This is a genomic window from Thalassovita mediterranea (assembly GCA_019448215.1).
In the GTDB taxonomy this organism is placed as follows: Bacteria; Pseudomonadota; Alphaproteobacteria; order Caulobacterales; family Hyphomonadaceae; genus Henriciella.
Genome location: CP080408.1, coordinates 2,042,214 through 2,060,240 on the forward strand (window position 1 = coordinate 2,042,214; position 18,027 = coordinate 2,060,240).

Annotated in this window: 9 protein-coding genes; 4 read left to right on the top strand and 5 right to left on the bottom strand. The window is 63.9% G+C overall.

Annotated features, from left to right (window positions below):
- The first annotated feature begins 7 nt into the window (after nucleotides 1–7).
- Nucleotides 8–898: a 3-hydroxyisobutyrate dehydrogenase gene (gene mmsB, locus KUV46_10255; GenBank protein ID QYI99728.1), complete on the top strand. Its 891-nt coding sequence runs from the start codon at nucleotides 8–10 to the stop codon at nucleotides 896–898.
- Here mmsB and KUV46_10260 read toward each other — a convergent pair.
- Nucleotides 895–5,097, bottom strand: a complete 4,203-nt coding sequence (locus KUV46_10260; GenBank protein ID QYI99729.1) for a translocation/assembly module TamB domain-containing protein — start codon at nucleotides 5,095–5,097, stop codon at nucleotides 895–897. The genes mmsB and KUV46_10260 overlap by 4 nt on opposite strands.
- A complete protein-coding gene (locus tag KUV46_10265; protein QYI99730.1) occupies nucleotides 5,097–6,863 on the bottom strand; it encodes an autotransporter assembly complex protein TamA in 1,767 nt (588 codons plus the stop codon). Before KUV46_10265 ends, KUV46_10260 begins: the two co-directional genes overlap by 1 nt.
- Before the next feature lie 393 nt (nucleotides 6,864–7,256).
- Here KUV46_10265 and KUV46_10270 point away from each other — a divergent pair, with 393 nt between their 5' ends.
- From KUV46_10270 to KUV46_10280, 3 genes are all read left to right on the top strand, one after another.
- Nucleotides 7,257–7,382 carry a hypothetical protein gene (locus KUV46_10270; GenBank protein ID QYJ02390.1) on the top strand — a complete coding sequence of 42 codons (126 nt, stop codon included), beginning with the start codon at nucleotides 7,257–7,259 and terminating at the stop codon, nucleotides 7,380–7,382.
- A gap of 41 nt (nucleotides 7,383–7,423) precedes the next feature.
- Nucleotides 7,424–8,017, top strand: a complete 594-nt coding sequence (locus tag KUV46_10275) for a sigma-70 family RNA polymerase sigma factor (protein ID QYI99731.1) — start codon at nucleotides 7,424–7,426, stop codon at nucleotides 8,015–8,017.
- Between the two features lie 161 nt (nucleotides 8,018–8,178).
- Nucleotides 8,179–8,679, top strand: coding sequence for a 4'-phosphopantetheinyl transferase superfamily protein (locus tag KUV46_10280; GenBank protein QYI99732.1), 501 nt, complete (start codon nucleotides 8,179–8,181; stop codon nucleotides 8,677–8,679).
- Here the strand turns inward: KUV46_10280 and KUV46_10285 are convergent.
- The 3 genes from KUV46_10285 to KUV46_10295 are packed head-to-tail and all read right to left on the bottom strand — an operon-like array spanning nucleotide 8,657 to nucleotide 17,952.
- Nucleotides 8,657–9,238, bottom strand: a complete 582-nt coding sequence (locus tag KUV46_10285; protein ID QYI99733.1) for a GNAT family N-acetyltransferase — start codon at nucleotides 9,236–9,238, stop codon at nucleotides 8,657–8,659. The two genes, KUV46_10280 and KUV46_10285, sit on opposite strands and share 23 nt — an antisense overlap.
- Nucleotides 9,231–16,550, bottom strand: coding sequence for a polyketide synthase dehydratase domain-containing protein (locus tag KUV46_10290; protein QYI99734.1), 7,320 nt, complete (start codon nucleotides 16,548–16,550; stop codon nucleotides 9,231–9,233). The genes KUV46_10285 and KUV46_10290 overlap by 8 nt, the downstream gene beginning before the upstream one ends.
- Entirely contained in the window at nucleotides 16,543–17,952 is a 1,410-nt protein-coding gene (locus KUV46_10295) for an SDR family NAD(P)-dependent oxidoreductase (GenBank protein ID QYI99735.1), read from the bottom strand. Before KUV46_10295 ends, KUV46_10290 begins: the two co-directional genes overlap by 8 nt.
- Between the last annotated feature and the right edge of the window lie 75 nt (nucleotides 17,953–18,027).

Sequence of the window (18,027 nt, forward strand, 5' to 3'; positions counted from 1 at the left end):
CCTCACCATGACGAAGATTGCATTCATTGGCCTTGGCAATATGGGCTCCGGCATGTGCGCGAACCTCGCCAAGGCGGGACATGACGTGCACGCCTTTGACCTCAATGCCGACGCGGTAAAGGCCGCTGTCGCGGCAGGCGCTAAAGCTGCTGCCACGGTCGGCGAGGCGGTGAGCGATGTCGACGTCGTGGTGTCCATGCTGCCTGCCGGCAAGCACGTCCATCAGGTCTATTTCGGTGAGGGTGGGGTCACAGCCCACGCAAAGCCGGGCACGCTTTTCCTCGACTGTTCGACCATCGCCGTTGAAGAGGCGCGCGATGCAGCCGGGAAAGCCGCCGAAGCAGGCTTCTCCTATATGGATGCGCCGGTATCAGGCGGTGTTGCAGCTGCCGAAGCAGGCACGTTGACCTTCATGGTGGGCGGCCCGAAGGACGGGTTCGAGAAGGCAAAGCCGATCCTCGATGTCATGGGCAAGAACGTCTTCCATGCGGGCGACCCGGGCAATGGGCAGGTCGCGAAGATCGCCAACAATATGCTGCTTGGCATCTCAATGATCGGCACCTGCGAAGCGTTCAACCTTGCTGAAAAGCTCGGTCTCGATGCGCAGACCTTCTACGACATCTCGTCGACCGCGTCTGGCCAGTGCTGGTCCATGACCAGCTATTGCCCGGCGCCGGGGCCAGTGCCGACCGCGCCGTCCAACCGCGACTACAAGCCGGGCTTTGCCGTGGCGATGATGCTGAAGGACCTTCGCCTTGCCATGGGTGCGGGCGATGATGTCGGCGCTGACACGCCGCTCGGCAATCACGCCCAGCAAATCTACGCGAAGCTGGACGAGGACGGCTTCGGCGATATCGACTTTTCCGGCGTGATGCGCCGTCTCAAGGGCGAGCTCTAGTCGTCGTCACCGCTGCCGGGGTCATCGAAGTCGCGCGTCCACTGGATCGAGAGTTCCTGACCCTGGTCCTCGCCCGTGTTCGTGGCGGCCTCGACCTCGATATTCTCGATCGGCTCCCACTCAATAGCGATACCAGGCGCGCCGGTCGCGCCTGAGCGCACTTCAAGATAGACATTGTCGGTAAGGTACTTGCCGCTGGTGACTTCCACGCCGCCGCTCGCGCCGCTGCCGACATCGAATGTGTCGAGGCCGAGTGCGGTTTCGATGCCGCCGAGTAAATCAAAGCCGCCGCCGCCGGATAGCTGGGCGAGCGCCGCTGCCAGACGCGCGGTTTCCAGCGCCGTCAGCTGCGTTGGTGAGCGCCCGAACAGCACGCGCGAAAGAACTTCGTCTTCCGGCAGGACAGGCTCAGAGGTCAGCTCGATCTCGGGCCGTGAAACCGTGCCGACCACGTTCAGGATGGCGGTGATGTCGTCGCGCGTCTCATGTTCGGCGCGCACAGCCAGACGGCTTTCACCAAGGTCTGGCGACAGGCGCACCGTGCTCTCCCCGAACTCGAACCGCTTGCCGATAAGGTCAAACCGGCCGCGCACAATCTCCGCCTCGCCTGTGATGACTGGGCTGCCAATCGGGCCTTCAATGTCGGCGTCGAGGGCAAGCTCCGCATTGACGCCGCGCCCACTAATATCGATGCGGCCAGGCGCGTTGAGGCTGATGTCGAGCCGCGTCGCGGCCTCCTCGGCTTCTTCTTCCTCTTCATCCTCATCAGGCTCGCGGAAAGTGACGTCCAGCGTCGGCGGGCCGCCCTGCGGCAGATTTGCGAGGTTGATAGAGCCTTCGTCGACCGTGAGGTCACCAGTGATCTCAAACAGGTCCGGCTGCTGGTTCAGCGACAGTGTCCCGCTCACCGTGGCGGAGCCTTCACGACGCTCTGTGACGACGAGGCGATTGGCGCGGATTTCGACATCGCTGCGGCCAGACCCATCCACCGCCATCGAGCCGCTGCCCTCAAGCGTACCTCCAGACCGGCCACGCGCCGCAAAGCTGTCCAGCGTGACTGTGCCACTGCCTAGGCGCGCATCGGCCGAAATCCGGTTGAGGACCATGCCGAGGTCACCATGCTCGAAGACGCCTTCGGAGAATTGCACCGTGCCGGAGAAGCTCTCATTCAGGGATGGCAGCTCACCAGACAGATCGGCATTCACCACACCCTGCAGCACCATTTGTGGCGGAATAAACAGCGCAGCAATCGCCTCAATCTGACCGCTGGCATTCGCCGAGAACGGCATGCTCGCGCCCGCAACCGGCTGAATGAAAGGCGCGCTTTCATAGGTGTTCACTGGCACTTCAATCGCCGCACGCGCTTCCAGCGTCTCATTATCGAGCGCACGTAGCGCCAGATCGAGGAGGTCAGGCTGCAGCGTGCCGCTGACGAACAAATCCACCGGTGGAAGATCTGAGCCCGGGCGCGCGACACCGCGCATCTCCGCTTCGATGGGGCCGCTCAGTCCGCCTTCTGCCGTCTCGTCAAAGGCGAGCGACAGGTCCAGTGCGCCATCAAGCGCCGGGCGTCCCAGGAGGACTAGGAGTGGCGCCACTTCTAGACCGCCTGCTGACGCGCGCAGTTGTGTATCCCCGCGTGTCGTAAGGCTGGCCGACAGCGAACCACCAAGTGCGGCAAGCTCTGTCGACACTTCCATCCCGTCTTCGAACGAAGCGTAGCGAAGCGGTTCCTGCGTCACCAGTGTCAGGTCGCCAAGGCTTGCATCGAGGCCTGCAGTCAGCTCCATCGCCCCACTGGTCAGCCCGCTGACATTGCCGTCGACATTCAAAAGCGTGCGATAGGAGAGGCCGTCGACTTCGGTGCTGCCATCCATTTCGACGATGAAGTCGGCATTGTCTGGCGTACCCGTCGCGCGGATGACCAGCGCGTCTGCACGCGTCGGCCCGGCGGCGACCTCTTCCAGCGTCGCATCTATGGTTAGCGCTTCGCCCTCGATAAAGGCACTGGCGTCAACGCGGCGGGCAGGCAGGCCTTCGGGCAGGTCGCCGCGAACGTTCGCTTCGCCGCGGATCGTGCCGAGCTCACCGGCAGAGCCGCTGACGGTCGCGTTCGCTGCAAGCGGACCCCAGCTCGCCTCAAGCCCTTCAACCTGCCAGTCCGACCCGTCGAGGGCGACACCGGTCTGGATATCAAGCGGGCCGTTCGTCGTGCCGGCATCCAGCGAAACGGTGGCATTGAGCGCGCCGCCGCCATAGGTGCCATCCGCGCCAAGGCCGATATCTGTGAAGGTCAGGCTCTCGCTCGCAAGCTGCGGCGCATTGAAGTTCACCACAAAGTCCATCGCGTCGAGCGTACCGGAAACGTCCGCGCGCCCGCTCACGCTCTCCAGCGCATAGCCTGCCACATTCGCTTCGCCCGCCTGCAGCTGCAGTGACGCAGATATGGCCTGCTCGCTGCTGAGCCGGCCCGAACCGTTAAGTGACAGCGTCCCGCTCTCCAGCGAAATCTGGTTGAGGTCCACGGCATTATCTGGCTGTAGCACGCCGTTCACATTGAGCAGGGCTGCGTCTGATGCCCAATCGCTCAAGGGGGCAGGCAGGGCGCCAAGCTCGCTCGCATTGATCTGCGTATTGAACCGGGTCGTGCCTGCGCCAGCGCGGCTGGCTTCGAAATTACCTTGCAAGTTTACCGGTCGGGCGAGGTTGGCGGCGCCGCCATCAAGCTGGAAGCTGCCCGAGACATTGGCGCTCAGCGATGGCGACAGGGCGATATCGCCCTGGGCGGCGATACGGCCCGCGCGTCCGCGCACGACGGTCTCTCGCAGCTCAATGGTCCGGTCTGCGATATTGTAGTCGCCGTTCAGCACGAGCACCGGCGCGCGGCCGGCAATCTGTCCGCTAATCCCCGGCAGGTTCGCACCTGCGGCGGTCAGCGTGGTGCGCACGCTCGCGCGGCTGTCGCCATAGATGGCTGTCATCGGGCCGGACACTGTGTCGGCGGCAAAGGACGGCACATCGACGTTCGACGCCCGCACATCACCGTCAAAGCGCGCCGTGCCATCGGCATAGACGAGCACGCCGTTCAGCATGGCTTCGCCGATGTTTACATTCTCGACATTGGCATAGCGGGTCGGATTATCCGCCGTCAGCCGCAGGTCAGCACGGTAGCCGCCATCTTCGGCCTGCTGCGCTATCGCGCTCAGCTCAAGGCCTTCGGCGATGGCCGTGACGTCCAGCGTCGGGCCTTCGTCGCCGCGCGACAGGTCACCCTCGATGGAGAGTGTATCACCCAACGTGTCTGAGATCTGCCGGGTCAGCGGGTGCAGCGCTGGCTGGATGTCTGACTGGAAGCTGATGATCTCATCGCGTGCTTCTGCATCAAGCGTGATGAGCGACGACCCGCCAATCTCGACATCGGCATCGGCCTGCCAGTCATTCAGCGCGCCTTGCGTATCCAGTGTCGCAGAGATCGACTGGTCCGGGTCGAGGCGGGCAAGGCTCGCGAACAGGCCGCCTGCGGGGCCTTCGAGCGCCAGATTGCCCTGAACCCGGAAGTCGTCCGACCAGGTGAGGTCTGCGAGCAGCTCATCGCCATTGCCGTCCAGCGGGACGACCGCCATTTCGGTCCGACCGCCATCGCGGCCAATACGGCCTTGGGCTTCGATATTCAGCGACAGAGCGCGCGGAATGACGCCCTCGTCGGTTCGCAGCTCTTCAATCCGCAGGCGCCCAAGCTCACCTGCGCGCAGTGGCATGGAGCCACCGGACGAAGGTTCGCGCTCGGACGGCTCTAGGATAGGGCGTCGCAGGACGTGAATAAGGTCCGCTTCCAGCGCCTCGATCGTCAGCGCGCGCCTGCGCAGGTCAAACGGCTTCCAGTCGGCGAGCAGGTTTTCCGCGATCAGCCAGACACCGTCTTCATCGGCTACGGTAAGCCGCTCGATCCGGAATGTGCCGAGAAGGTCGCCTGACAGGCCTTCGACCTCGATTTCCTGCCCGGACGGCTCAGCCGCTTCGATCCGCGTCTCGACGAATTCACGGCCAAAGCCGGACTGCGCCGCATATCTCGCTGCCAGTATCAGGATAATAATCAGCGCCAGCAGCACGCCGAGGACGATCGCCGTCCATTTCAGTAGGCGGCGGGTCAGGCTCCGCTTCTGGGCGGGCTGGCTCGGGGTCGGGTCAGTGGTGCTCATTAAAACGCCTGACCGATCGAGATGTAGATCTGGACCGGGTCGTCAAAGTCTGTGGGGTTCAGCGGTGTCGCCACATCAAGGCGGATTGGGCCTGCCGGCGTGGTGTAGCGTACGCCGACGCCTGCGCCATAGCGCGCATCGCTGAAATCGGAGAACTGGCTGGTCGAAACCGTGCCGGCGTCGACGAAGGCCACCACCCCGATGTTCGGCCGGATCGCATACCGGCCCTCAATCGAGGCTTCGATTACCGAGCTTCCGCCAAGCGGCGTGCCGTCATCAGCGCGTGGCCCAATCGCCTGATAGGCATAGCCGCGCACGCTGCCGCCGCCACCGGAATAGAAGCGCGTATCGACAGGCAGATTCTCGACATCAGCCCCGACGACGGCGCCCGCCTTGAAACGTCCGGCCAGGACAAAGCGCTTGTCCTCATCGAAAGGCACATAGGCGCTGACCTGTCCGACCGAGCGCACATAGGGGCTCACCTCGTCGCCGAATGCATAGCTTGGTTCGACCCGGGCATTGGCGCGCCAGCCTGAGCGCGGGTCGAGCAGGCTGTCAGTCTTGTCGAGGCGGGCGTCGGCATAGACGGAGACGATCTGAAGATCGCGCTCGCCATATTCGTCTTCTTCCTTCGCGATTTCGCCCTGAACGCCATAGGAATAGGTAAACTCCGGGCTCCGGACGACTTCAAAGCCAACACCGGCAAATATGGACTGCCGATCATAGGCGTCTGTCGTCTCATTCCTGACGCCCGCAGACAGGACGAGCCCGCGGCCATAGCCGAACTCATTCGGGCGGCGCCAGATGACTTCCAGAGACTGCTCGAGCTCGGCCACGGTAAGGTCTGCGCTTAATACATCGCCGCGCCGGGTCAGATTGCGGCGGGTCAGTTCCGCGTTGAGACCGAAGCCTTCGCTGGTCGAGTACTTGCCGCCGAGCCCGATCGAGTTCTGCGGCCGCTCGGTAAGCGTGACGACCACATCGCGGATTTCCTGGCCGTCTTCGGTCTCCCCGGACGGCTCGTTTGCGAGGTCGGCGCGGGCAACCTTGAACATGCGCGTTTCGGCAAGACGGGTGTTAAACTGCGAGAGTTCGGCAGGATCATAGACAGCCCCGGTTTCATACGGGATTAGGCGGTCGAGATAGCTTGCCTTGGTCTTCATCTTCTCGTTCGGGAAGCGGGTCTCGCCGAACACGACACGGGGGCCGCTTCTTGTCTCATAGGTGACGCTCAGCGTTTCTGCATCGCGGTCTCCAATGACGCGGCGTTCGTCCACTTCGGCATAGGGGTAGCCGGCATTGCGCAGCTCGTTCGTGATCCAGCGTTCCGCATCGATCACATCTGCTGGAATAGCGGGGCGGCCAGCGCGAACAGGAAGACCCTCCCGTATCAGCTCCTGATCGGCCTCGGTCGGGCGTGTGCCGACAAATGAGACTTTCACCCGGCCAAGCGCGAAGCGCGGGCCCGTATCGATACGAAGCCGCGCTTCGGGTGCATCCGTGCCGGTCACAGCAAGATCGATCTGCGGGTCGTAATAGCCTTCACTGTTCAGCGCGCTGCGGACAGCATCGGCCGCGCGCCTGCCTTGCCGGCGCGCCTCCAGCGCTGTTTGCGGTGTGCTCTCATCGGCGAGGGCGTCCTGAAGTGTCGACCGCAATTCCTCATTTGGCCTGTCGCCGACAAATTCGATGTCGACTTTCTCGGCGGCAGCAGATGCTGCCATCGCCAATGCGGCGACAAGAAAGAAGACAAGTCGATTGATCATTAGTTCCTTGGCTCTTCAGGCAACTCTACACCGCTATCGACAGCGGCTGCCTTGGGACGCCGACGACTACCTTAAGCGATATGTTGAATGCACCGCAATTCAACGCCGTTTACGTTGTTATGTTTCCGCTTTCGGTGCGCAATTTACAGTTCGGACATGTGGCACCGCGCGTGCGCAACCTTGCTGAACCGGGGCCCACTTGCAGCAAAGATGGAAGTTTTCATCTGAATTTAGAAAGGGATTAGGAAAATAGGTGTTAGATGGCGACAGGCATAGTTGCGACTTGAAGGGGTGTGTGGCACCAGAGCGGACCTGATTTTCTATTCCCGGGACGAAACCGTGACCAAAAAGAAGTCGCCCTCCCGGCCGGTTCGCAAATCGCCATCACCCTGGATGAAGGAACCGCCTGTCGGTGAAGCCCTGCGAAAGGCTTATCGGGACGTGGCTGAAGAGCCAGTCCCGGAGCGTCTGCAGGACCTGATCCGGCGCCTGCGCGAGCAGGAGAACAAGACAAGATAGGGCACGGCAATAGTCGGCCCCGTGCGTTGGAGTTGGGTGGTTTGGTTGAGAAAATAGAAGCGTCCTTCGTCGCTCGACTCGAAGCTCTCATTCCAGAGCTTAGAGCGTTCGCAAGGGGGCTGAGCCGCGATGCCGCGCTCGCTGACGATCTTGTACAGGATACCTGCCTGAAGGCCTGGAGCTCGCAGGAAATGTTTGAGCCGGACCAGCCCATGCGTCCTTGGCTATTCCGTATCCTGCGAAACGAATTCTACATGCAGAAGCGCCGCTCATGGCGTTCGGTCAATCTGGAGCCGGATGTGATCGCAGCGACGCTGGTCGCTGAAGCCCAGCAAGAAACGGCCAAGGATTTTGCGCGGATGGAGCGGCTGATCAGCCAGCTGCCAGACGACCAGCGCGATGCGCTTATCCTTATCCTGGCGGCGGGCATGACCTATGATGAGGCGGGCGAAGTCTGCGGCTGCTCTGCAGGCACGATCAAGAGCCGCGTCAGCCGCGCACGTGAGACTGTGAAACGGCGTTTCGTGTCGAGCGAGCGCTCCTCCTACACCGTCAAACGCCCCGAAGGGCAGGGGCTGCCTGCACTGCTTCACCGGCTCGACGAATTGGCAGGGCCAGCCCGGCACCCGCTTTGACGATGCGCGGCGGCTCTATAGCTGCTGGCCCGGTCTGGGCGATTTCCGACAGGCGGGATGTTCAGCATGGCTTCGAGCCTGCTGACGAGGCCGAGAAAACCCGCACATCCAGGCTCAGACGTAGCGACGACGCTGCTGACTTTCTGCATGGCAGATGGCTGATGCGGCAGCTTATTAAGCAGCGACGGCCACATGCTGGAACGCCCGTTCTTCAGAGTTATAACGACGCCCGCCCGGAGATCATTGGCGCGCCTGAGCTAGCTATAAGCTGGTCGAAGTCTGGGCCCGTCGCGGCGGCGGCGCTGATTGAGAACGCCGTGGTTGGTATCGATATCGAGCGCCTGATTCCGCGTGAGACAGGCGCGATCCTTTCCATGACCGCGAGCGATAGCGAGGCTGAGACGGTTGCCTCGGCAGGCAACGAAGCTGCGCGTCTCGTCGCCTTCTATCGTCTATGGACGGCCAAGGAAGCGGTCCTCAAATGCCGGGGAGAGGGGCTACGCGGTGGCGCGAAGAGCGTTGAAATACTGTCGGATTTCATTCTCGGGCGCGTGGATGAAACCGACATCGAAGATCGCGGCTTGTCGCTGAAGCTGTCAGTGATCGACGCCGGCCCTGGCGCGGTCTGTACGGCCGCGTTCAGCGCGCAAAAATCGATTTGAACATCCAGCCTGCGAGGGACCTGCCGCTCGTGTGACGCTCATCCTGCATGTCAAAAACCATAAGCGAAACAGTGCCGAAGGGCGGCGCGTCGATGCCTTCCTTGCGGATGTCAAAGCCCATCGAGCCATAAAACTCACGCATCTGTGCTTCGGCCAGAATGGCGATATAGCGGTGTTTGTTGCGGGCCACATAGTCGAGGACGGCGCGCATCACCGGGCCGAGCGTTTTGGAGCCGCGCCGCTCTGGCGCGGTGACGAGTTTCGATACAACGACGCAGCTTTCCCCTTCGGCGAGGACTGATCCAAGATCAAAAACCTGAAATCTTTCAGATGCTTCGTTTGCATGCACAGGGATGACCTGCGTGCTGGAGACAAGGTTGGCCCCATCAAATAGAGCGAACGTCTCGCCCAGCAGATCCGCCTCATCGCGAAGCAGCCGGCTTTCATGATCGGCGCCTTTCATGGCGAACTGTTTCTCGGCGCAATAGACGCGGTAGCGCAGGTGCTGGACCAAGGGCAGGGTGGCATCGGTGACGGGGATAATCTCAAAATTATCCATGGGGGTCATCTCCCACAGACCAGGCGCGCGCTGCGGTATCGAAGCGCAGATCGTAACGGCTGCGGGCGTTCGGGCCGATGACGAATGGCGGGTCCAGCGTCAGCTTTTGCGGATGAATGCCCCATTTGCGGGCGAAGAATTCCTTCACGGCGACGCCCTTGATGAGATCAGCCCCCGTCAGCCCCTCCAGCCCCCAAGCGGCGGCGACCGTGCCGGGCAGCCAGTCGCAAGCCATGACATCGGCGGGCGCCACAAGGCTGCGATCGCCTTCCTGCCAGCTAAGCGGTGCGACCACCTCGTCATTGGTGCCTGTCAGAAAAACCTTTCTGGCCAATGGGTTGAGCGCGCCGAGCTTGCCTTTCGGATAAGCCTTCTCGATGAGGTCCAGCCTCGCCCAGAGCGTGCCGTCTTCGAGATAGGCCTCAATCAGGACGGGCAGATCATCAGAGCCTTCAGGCCGGGGTTGCGGGCGGCCTCTGACGGTCAGCTTACCGTTTTCCGGAAGCGGGCCGAGCACAGTGAAGCGGTCGATGCGGACCGGGTAGATGGCGGTGTTTTCCGCACCCTCGAACCATTCTTCAGGCGTTTCGTGCGGCGGGCCATGGACGAGGCCATCCAGTATGACCGGGTCGAACGGGTCCCCGGGATTGATGGCGGCGGCGAGGTCCAGAACAGCTTCGAAACCTTTTGCGTCACGGCGCATCGAGACCACAGGCTGCATGGCAGGCCCATGGAAAAGGTCGCCGGATGAATAAGGATCAGCCCGCTTCTTTCCATGCTTTTCGGGCCCAAGTTTCGGCTTCGGGCCGCGAACCGGCTGGCTGATCTTTCCGGCGGAAATTTCGTACCATGGCGCGTCGCCAGAGACGGCATCGCGGCCGCGCAATCTCGCGTTCCCGTCTGGTGTTACCCTCGTCTCTACGCTCAGGCCATCACCGCTGAGGCTTCCCCAGCGCTTTGGAGAAAACGCTTTCAGTTCAATTGGATAGCCTTCAAAGCCTGCCGCTCTCGCCTGCTGCAGGGCCATGCCGGCTTGGGCCAGAAGGGGGAGAGAGGGGAGGGTATGGGTTGGACGATGCGACTGTAGCCAGCCCTCGTTTCCAGCAGAAAACACGGTGCAGTGGCGGTGCAGTGACGGTGTATGGGCGGTGCATATCCGGACACTCAGTTCGCGCATCTCATAGATCTTCAGCCCATCGACCCAGAGCACGCCGCGCCCGTCCACGATGGTTGCGTCATCGCCCTCTTCGACGGCCAGAATCTCGACCATCGGGGTCGCCTGTTTCGCCGTTGGCATGACTTGGCCGCGATAGGTCCAGTTCACGTCATTGGTTTCGGCAATCGGCTCCCAGACAGGATGCTCAAACCGGTCCGCGAAACCTTTGAGGTCGGCGGCGCGGGCGAGAAGCTGAACCAGCATATCGAGGCCGAGTGAGCCGGGTTGGACCGGGTCAGAGAAGAAGTGCGCCTTGAAGTACCAGGCATAAGGATCGACGGCCTGCCGCGCCCGGATCTGGCCGAGACCGGCGCTGCCGCCTTCTGGCTCGAACCGGTCGATGACGTCGAACAGCGCCAATCGGTTACGGGAGGCCAGCAGGCGGGTGCCGTCCTCGCTCGGTGGGTCGGCTGGCGCGTTGACGAAGTCGCGGTCGGCGTCTGTTGGCTTGAGGCCGGCCTGCGCGGCGAGCGAGGCTTTGGTGAAGAAGCCAAAGCTCGTCTCCAGCGTGATGATGGGGGTGCCGTCGGCGAGCGTGGCTTCGAGCGCGAAAAAGACGATGGTCATCGGCCCCACGCGCGAACAACGGGTCAGCGTGGTCGTCGTGCGGACCATGCCGTCGCCGGGGCGGACCTGGCGATGCAGCTTGCCGCTGCCATCGAGATTACGGAAGCGCGTTTCACCGGACAGGGCAAAGCCTGAATAGGAGGCGAGCCAGCCGCAGGGCTGAAGGATGACTTCGGTCAGCACGCTGAAAGGCATCGTGCCCGTGCCGCCATCCTCGAAATACCATGCGTCTTTCGGGACATCGTATTCGGCGACAGCTTTCAGGCCAGCCGACTGCTGGCTAGCAGGGCCGGAGACAGAGAGGACACGGCTGACCATGTGATAGGGCGGCTGTGGGAGGCGCGGGACGGCGCCTTTGGTGTCGAAGGGCGCATACATGCTGCCAAACGCGTTGCTCGGCGCGCCAGAGCCACATTCCATGAGGGCCGCTTCGTCACCGCGCACGTCGCAATCAGCGTTCACATAATGCGGCTGGGCGGCGGCTTTTGGCTGGTCTGGCCACTGGCGGCGAAGGCGGATGCCAAAGCGCGGACAGTAGAAGACCTTTCGGCCATCAGAGCGGGCAAGCAGGCTGGCAAACACCACTGGTTCTTCGCCGTCGATCACCTCATCGACGAAGACCTCATAGGTGACATCGTGGTCCGCATCGGGCGTGACCTGACCCCGGCAGTAGAAGGTCGCAGGCGCGCCCGGTGCCGGTTCAAAGACATGGCTGTCACGCTCAATGGTCAGGCCAAGCCCGGCGGCGGTGAATTCGAGCGCCTGGACCGCCGCTTCGGCCATGAGCGTGCCGGGCATGCATGGGTCTTCATGGAAATGGCCGTCATAGAACCAGGCGTCTTTGGCGACGCGGTGGCGAGCTTTGAGATAACCGCGCCCCCATGGGCCGCCGGTAGGATCGAACTCGGGTACGTCATCGAATAGCGACAGCTTGCCCGCTGGCAGGCGGGCAGGTCGTGTGTGCGGAGCCGCGCGCTCAAACCCTTCGCCAAAACAGCGATACGTGTCGCCAGCGCGGAAGGCAGCGACGTCGGCGGCGCTGAAACTGCGTTTGCTGGTCGGCGATGTCTTGTCGAGGCGCGGGTCTGCGGTCGGCGCGCCTTCGCTGGCATCCCAGAGCACGCCTTTGGAGTTGGCGAGTTCCTCATCGGTGAAGAAGCCTGCCTGACCATTGCGGACAGACAGGAGCAGCCGCTCATCGGCGTAGCAGTCATATTCGAAGAAGAACATGCGCACGCCGGACAGCTCCGCATGGCCCTTGATGGAGATCTGGAAGCGCAGTGTCTCTCCCACACGCGGCAGGCCGCCTTCGTGGAAGGTGAGCTCGCAGCCGAGCAGGCGGTAGACGCGGTCCGAGCAGTTCAGCATGTCCGCGCCCATCCATGAGATGAGCGCAAGGTCTGCCTGCCCCGCCTCAATCAGGGGGCCGGGGCGCAGCATGCCATCACTGACTGCCCAGAGGTCGGCGGCCACATCGGTTTCGGTCCAGATGGTGCCTTTGCCCTGAACGAGAGCCTCTGCGTCGATGCCGGTGATCCGGTCACAGAGCAGCATGGGCGGGCGCGGCATACGCACCTGACGGCGGTATTTGTCCTGCGCGGCGAAAGCCTCGCCGAAGACTTCGGAGATATTGCCGACGGCGGCCTCTTCGATCTGGGCCCGGGTGAAGGATGGGCCTGTGGGCGACCGACGCTCAAGCGGTGTGACGGATTTACGGGCCTCTGCCGGCGCGGGCGAAATGCGCTTGGCCGGGGCCGGTTTTGGTGCGGAGGTCATCGCGGCTGCAGGCGTCGCGGCCGGTGTAGGACGCCTCCGCTCAAGAACGGCGGTGCCCACTGTCTTCACAACGGGCGGGACCCAGCTTGCGCCGGGCGGCAGGGGTAGCGTGCGCGCACGCGCTGGTTTTGCAGCTGGAAGCGGGCCGGGCTTGAAGGATGGCCGTTTGGGTGGAGTGAGGCGGCGGCGAGCGGTCTGCCGAGCGCCATATGGAAGCTGTGGCAGGCGCGGCGGCTCGACATGTGCATTGAAGGTAACGGCGCTCTTGTCCTTCACTCGCAAAGGCAGCGTGTTGGCGGAGGCCTCACCCAACTGTGCCTTCAGCCAGTCGACATTGAGGGTGTGCCCTTCGGCAAAGAGGCGTGCGGTGAGGGCCGCGATACTGTCGAGGGCGGGCGTGCCGAACCGGTCTGTTGGCAGCGCCGTGATAGAAGCGCCCAGCGTTTCCTGAATGGCGCCTGTGAGCGTGTCGCGGGGGCCGATCTCGATGAAGGTCTGCACGCCGTCGGCATGCGCGGCGCGGAGCGTCGCCGGAAAATCGATTGGCGCGATGGCCTGCCCGGTCAGCATATTGGCGGCGCTATCGGCGGAGACTTCGTAAGCGCCGTTTATGGCGTTGGCGTAGAAGCGCACGCCCGCCGGTGCCTTCGTCTTTCTGAAGTGAAGCTGATGCCAGGTCTTCTCATAGGGCAGCATGGCCGGGGTGTGCACGGTGAGATCGTGCGGCACGCGGATCGCCGCCGCGCCGAGCCGCCTTATGACGCGCTGGCAGGCGGATGCCTCACCGGAAATGACGACATCGCTGGCGCTATAGATGATGGTGATGTCGCAGCGCGGCTCTGGCTTGATGGCATCACGGACAGCGGCCTCGCTGGTGCGCAGGCGCCATGTCGCCCATTCGATCTGGGCCTTCTCGCCCCAGGCCTTGCGGGCGGTTTCAAACGCGCCTGCGAGGTAGCGGTCATACATGCCGCTTTCGCCAATCGTGCCCATCAGCCCGTCAGCGTCCACCCATGCGCCAAAGGCGATGAGCGAATTGGTCTCGCCGGAGGAAAGCCCCATGGCGACGGTCGGGCTGAGGCCAAGTTTCTTCGTCAGGAGGAGATGCTGGGCCTGCGAGATGAGCGTCGTGGCGCGCAGCTGGCTGAAGGCGCTTTCAAGGCCAGTGGCGAGCGTGTCCGCCACAGATTGAGCGGCCGGAAAACGCTGGGTGACGAGCTTGCCAAGGGACGGGAAGGCCGAAAATAGATCGCGTCCCATGCCGGGATAGGCAGCTGCAGCTCCGGTGAAGACAAAGGCGAGATCGCCCTTCGGCGTGCCCTCACCGAAATGGATGCCGTCGCCGCTTTCAAGCCTGCCTGAACGAAGGCGCGAGGCCGCTTCGAGGCGGAGTGCCGTCATCTCCTCAGGCCGGGAGGCGAGCAGCGCGACCCGGTGGCTGCCTTCGCTTGCCTGTTCCTGAGCTTCGAGACAGGTGATGAGCGCGTCGTGGCTGTCTGCCCCATAGGTTTCGAGCCGCGGCGGCGGGCGCAGCAGGTCTGGCGAGGGGTGCGGGCGCGTCTTCAGTTTGACGGCGGCCCCTGCGACGGCGGGGTGAGTGGCGGAGCTGTCGAGGCGCGGCACGAGACCCGTATCGGCAAGCTCCAGCCCGTGTGCGGCGGCTTCGGCCTGCAGGCCAAGTTCGACGACGCTGCCCGCCGCATGGGCGTGGCCATAGATGCGGGAGATGAGGGCGTTTGGCGCCTGGCCCGCTTCAATGCGGAGCGTGCGGATTTCTGTTGCCGACGTCGCATCGGCGCTGCGCTGCAGGATAAGGGCGGCGGCGGCGTCACCTGTGCGCGCACTGCCCGTGGCGGCGTGAACCACATCGCTGGAAAGATCGGCGGCGGCGACGATGGCGGCGTCGATCTCGCCCGCCTGAAGCGCGCGGATGGCAAGCTCTACGGCGCGAAGGCCGGAGGCTTCCTCCTCCATCACGGCGAAACCGAGCGCGCGCCAGTCGCCGCGCACATTCAGCCGGTTTGCCGAGACGTTCGGCATGGCGCCGAGGACGTCGCCAGCTTTCAGCGGCGCGGCAATGGCGTTGCGGGCAGCGTCCGCCTCTGGCGATGTCGGGCTGAGGCCAAAACGCTCCGCAATCCGTGCACGGAGCATCCAGCGGGTCGCTTCGGGGGCGCAGCTGAAACCGGTGTAGACGCCGACACGCGCGCCCTCCGGGAGGGACGTGCGGGCAAGCGCTTCGTCGACGGCGTCCCATAGCGCGACCTGCTGGCCCTGCGCGGAAGACAGGTCCGATGGCGGCGCGCGAAGGGCTTTCGGGTTGGCATGGGTTTCCGTCATCGGACCGCGTGCATCCTTTGGCGGACGCATCAGGCGTTGAAGCACACGCGCGGCGCCGCGATCCGGGCCAAGGGAAAGGCCGGTGGCGGTGACGGCGATATGGGGCGGCTTCTGATCGGGCTTCGCGGCCTTTCGGCGGGCGCGATGACCGTCATCGGCGGCGAGGATCAGATGGGCATTGTTGCCGCCAAAACCGAAATTGGAGAGGGCAGCGATGCGCGGGCGGTCGTCTGGCCACTTGCCTTGCCGGGCGGGGGTAAGGCCGCCTGCGTCAAAGCCCGCGATGGCGTCGCCTTCAAGACGGGTTGGCGGGATAATGCCTTGATTGACGGCATAAGTGAGCTTGATGAGGCTCGCCATGCCCGCTGCGGTGATGAGGTGGCCAAGATTGCCCTTGAGCGACCCGATGGGCAGGCCGTCCACGCCTCCGAAATGGGCGGCGGTCGCGGCCAGTTCGACGGCGTCGCCCGTGCGTGTGCCGGTGGCGTGCGCTTCGACGAGGCCAATGTCGCGTGACGGGTCGAGGCCTGCGCCCGCCCATGCGGCGGCCATGGCTTCGCGCTGGCCATCGCCATCTGGCGCGAGCAGGGATTTGCGGCGGCCATCATTGGAAAGACCGATGCCGCGAATGACGCCGAAGACGCGGTCGGCAAGGTCACAGTCTGACAGGCGTTTGAGGACGATGGCGGCGGCGCCTTCTGCCGGGACGAGGCCGTCTGCACCGTCCACGAAGGGCCGCGAGCGGCCTGTCGGCGAGAGCGCGTTGAGGGCGGAAAAGCCCTGATGGAGGATGAGATTGTCTGCACCGTTCACGGCCGCGGCGACGACGATATCGAGGCTGTGGTCCTGAAGGCGGTCGCAGGCGAGCTTGATGGCATAGAGCGAAGAAGCGCAGGCGGCATCGATGGCGAAGGCTGGGCCTGCCGCGCCAAGCGAGCGGGCAAGAAGCTGCGCCGGGCCGCCTGTGTTGAAGCGGTTCTGCGGGTCTATGTCTGAGGTGCCGTCCAGCCAGATGTCTGCGGCATAGTCAGAGAGGGCGCGGCTCGGATAGCCGAGATTGCCGGCGATGACGCCGATCCGGTTCTTGCGCGCCTTGGGCTGTCCGGCTTCGCGCCAGGCTTCGCGGCCAGCATGCAGCAGCCACTGAAAGACAGGGTCGAGGTCTGCGGCATCAATGCCATCCAGATCATGGGCGGCAGGGTCAAAGACCTTGTCGAAGCCGCTGACGAAGGCGCCTTTGTAGCCCATCGCTTCCTGCTCGGCGTCGGTGACGCCCCATTTGCCGGGCGGGGCGTCGGTGATGAGGGACTTTTCCTCAAGCACGGCCTTCCAGAGCTCAGCAGGCGACAACGCGCCGGGGAGGACGCAGCCACGTCCGACAATGGCGATCGGGTCGAATTTCGCCTCAGACATGCGCGATCTCCGCACCGGCAACGAGTTCAACCGGGCAGGCGGCGCCCGCGAGAACCGCGTCAGCAAAAGCGTTGGCCCCGGCGGCCTTGGAGATCAGCGGGACGCCAAGTTCTGCGAATTTTGCGCGCAGGCCGTCATCCACCATGCCGCCATCCCATGGGCCCCAGTTTATGGAGGTGATGGCGGCGGCCGGGTTGGTCGATTTCAGCCACCAGGCCATGCGGTTCAGGATTTCGTTCGCCATGGCGTAGTCGACCTGGCCTGCATTGCCATAGCGGGCGGCGACCGATGAGAAGAAGACAACGGTTTCTAGCTGGCTCGTGTCGAGCTGCGAGATGAGGGCTTCGAGGCCGCCAATCTTGGGACCGAAGACGCGAGCGATCTGTTCGGGCGTCTTCTCGCGGATCAGCTTGTCGGCAAGGACACCTGCGCCATGCACGAGACCTGTAATCTCACCCAGCTGGCTGCGGATATTGGCGAGGGCAGCGCCAAGGGCGGTGGGGTCGGAAACGTCTGCAGGGATGTAGTGCGCCTCACCACCAGCGCGGGCGATTGCGTCCAGCGTTTCGCGGATTTGAGCGCCAGACAGGAGGGCGCGAGCGCGGCTGTTCAGGGCGGCGGGCGTGATCTTTTCGCCAGCGTCCTTGGCCGCCTTGGCGAGGGCGCCGCGCAGCGCCTTTTCATCTGTGGTGACAGGAAGGCCTGCGGGCCATGGCGTAATTTCTGAGCGGCCAAGCAGCGCGAAGCGCGCGCCTGTGCGCCGGGCGAGCTCAATCACGCAATCAGCTGTGACGCCGCGTGCGCCCCCGGTGACGAGGATGACGTCCTGAGCGCCCAGCCGTCCGGGCTGGTTGCGAGGCAGGGTGAAGTCTGTGTCCTGTGGCACGTATCGACCGGCAGGGCTGAGGCCTGCGGTGGGCGCGGTGCCGCCCGTGAGCAGTTCTTCGGCGAGATGGCTGGCCGCGAGGGCTGTGCCGAAGCCAGCCACGTCGATATCGATAAGGCGGATTGTGGCGGCAGCGAATTCCCGTGCGGCGGTGCGGGCAAGCCCAGAAAGCCCGCCGCGCCATGCCCGATGGTCGTGCGGCTGGAAGCTCCCGCCTGTGTCCTGAAGCAGGATAACGGTGCCGCCCTGGGACTCGAGTTGCGAGGCGTTGATTTTCAGCGCTGCGACGGCGTCTGCGTGCAAAGTCTCTCGCGAGCTGGCGAGGCCGTGGGCGAGGAGGAGGGCGCTGGCTGTCCCGCTGGGGCTGGTGACGGCGTTGACCCTGAAGCCCGATGCGTTGAGCGCGGCGACGAAAGGCTGCGCGGCCACAAGGTCCGGGGTCACCCACTCAATCAGCGACGCTTCGCGCAGGCCCGGTGTCACCCGCCCGATGGCGGATTGGCTGACATAGGCCACAGCCTTGAGCGGCAGGGATGGAAGCGTTGCGGCTTCCTGCCCGGGAGCTGGCGAAGCGGGGCGGGCAGCGTCAGG

Excerpts from the sequence above, each read along its gene's own strand:
- mmsB (QYI99728.1), top strand. The coding sequence starts at position 8 with ATGACGAAGATTGCATTCATTGGCCTTGGCAATATGGGCTCCGGCATG.
- KUV46_10260 (QYI99729.1), bottom strand. The coding sequence starts at position 5,097 with ATGAGCACCACTGACCCGACCCCGAGCCAGCCCGCCCAGAAGCGGAGC.
- KUV46_10265 (QYI99730.1), bottom strand. The coding sequence starts at position 6,863 with ATGATCAATCGACTTGTCTTCTTTCTTGTCGCCGCATTGGCGATGGCA.
- KUV46_10270 (QYJ02390.1), top strand. The coding sequence starts at position 7,257 with ATGAAGGAACCGCCTGTCGGTGAAGCCCTGCGAAAGGCTTATCGGGAC.
- KUV46_10280 (QYI99732.1), top strand. The coding sequence starts at position 8,179 with ATGCGGCAGCTTATTAAGCAGCGACGGCCACATGCTGGAACGCCCGTT.
- KUV46_10285 (QYI99733.1), bottom strand. The coding sequence starts at position 9,238 with ATGGATAATTTTGAGATTATCCCCGTCACCGATGCCACCCTGCCCTTG.
- KUV46_10290 (QYI99734.1), bottom strand. The coding sequence starts at position 16,550 with ATGTCTGAGGCGAAATTCGACCCGATCGCCATTGTCGGACGTGGCTGC.